This is a genomic window from Candidatus Symbiothrix dinenymphae (assembly GCF_001431085.1).
In genome coordinates this window covers 1-1,740 of sequence record NZ_BBRU01000009.1, presented here as the reverse complement: position 1 = coordinate 1,740, position 1,740 = coordinate 1, and the positions used below count along the sequence as shown (strand labels likewise).

Below are 1,740 nucleotides of genomic sequence, written 5' to 3'. Positions count from 1 at the left end.
AGAAAAAAACCGTTGGTCGAAACCGGCGGCAATGCAACAAGGACAAGCCCCAAAGAAGCTTAGCCATCCATTGCCGTCTGCTTTAGCTGACGGAGCAAAATCATTGATATATGCCATTTTTACCATCATCTGTTTTTTTTTCATTACAAATTCGGGTGCAAAGGTCTGTAAAAAATTTGACATACACAAGTTTTTTTGCATTTATTTTTGGAAAAAGTGAAAATATTGTGTGATGTAGGGGTGATGATTTTCTGTCTCAGCATTTATTAGCACCAATTCGCCGGTCTGGAAATTACAGTACCATTGGGCAAAGTCACGTTTTCGGGTAGCATGGATTGATTGAATCGTGCTTTGAAGTCGGAAAGCTTTCTCTCTCCATCACAAAGATTGGACAAACTAACCGAATGGCGTAATGGCGGAAAATACACATATATTTTATGATTGGGGGCAATTTCACGGATTAATTCAACGGACGGAATCATATCGCTATCTGCGGAAATAATGATTGTAATATCGCATCGCTTTTTGTAAACATCATTAATCATCTGTGTCGCAATGCGAACATCTGTTTCTTTTTCCTCATAAGAGTGGGTAATGTTGCCACATTTATTGCAAATGATGTCTTTTTTCAGATACTTTCCCAACGTCAAACGAAACTTAGAGTTTAACTTGTTGGCACAAAACAACATATCCTGCTTTTTAGATGCAACTGCATCGTGAGGACGTGCGGAAAAATAATTGACTTCAACCAATTCTTGTTTGTCGGTCAACATTTTTTCAACAAACAACACCATATCCAACCAATAAAATTTCTTCCATCGAGTGTCTTTTTTTGAAATCGATTTTAATCCATAATAAAAATTGAAACCATCCACATAAACAATTACTTTCTGCTTTTCCATAAAAAACGAGTTATCATATTAAAAAACCACCTTTCGGTGGTTAGGATCTCGACATTTCTCATTCGAGAGGGGCTTGTATCATTTCTAACACGATGCAAAGGTACGACATTTTTTTTAATCTACCAAACATTTTTGAAAATATTTTTGAAAAACAACAAAAACCGTCGGAAAGATTGCAATTTCGGGAGGTTTAAAATCGAAGTTTCCGAGCAAAACAATCTCAATGACTTGCCGGCGGATAGTAAGTTTCTCCCACCCAGCGACCTGTCTTGATACTTCCTTCGTAGGTGATGAGTGCGCCGTTGCCATTGCGTATGCCGCTGAGCATATTCCCATCTTTCCACGAACCAACATAATAATTGCCACTGCTCCAACGATATATGCCATAGCCGTGCCTCTTGTTATTGTATTGCGCCCCTTTGTAATGGCTACCATCACTTAAATACTGATTAACCCTGCTTCCTGTTCATAAACGTAGTTTTTTTATTTTACATCTGCAAAAAAACGCCCCCCCTTGCCTGCCCCTCATGTCAGCATTGCTTTGAAAAATGTGTAAAAAACATTTGTTTTTGATTGGAAAAATGTGTAACTTTGCAGCATTATTGATTAGAAAAATGTGATTATGTAGGGTGCACGACAAATTTCCCTTTTTTACTCAGGGTCAATTCGCATTAAATTACGGAGACCAACTACCCCATACGGGGTAGATTGAAGACCTTACTGTCTTCCTTATCATCATAAATTTGATGCGGTTGCCCCGATAACTCATAACTCATAACTATTTCGTACCTTTGCGCCGAAATTTTTAAATACACAGTATTATGATTACGTTCTACAT

The 1,740-nt window shown here is 37.9% G+C and carries 1 protein-coding gene and 1 pseudogene; both read right to left on the bottom strand.

The genetic code is table 11. From position 1 onward, the window contains the following. Positions 1-266: 266 nt before the first annotated feature. Positions 267-902: an NYN domain-containing protein gene (locus ASC50_RS00285; RefSeq protein ID WP_055431675.1), complete on the bottom strand. Its 636-nt coding sequence runs from the start codon at positions 900-902 to the stop codon at positions 267-269. 358 nt (positions 903-1,260) lie between these two features. Continuing rightward, a pseudogene (locus tag ASC50_RS08345) lies at positions 1,261-1,311 on the bottom strand (hypothetical protein); the annotation flags it as partial. Between the last annotated feature and the right edge of the window lie 429 nt (positions 1,312-1,740).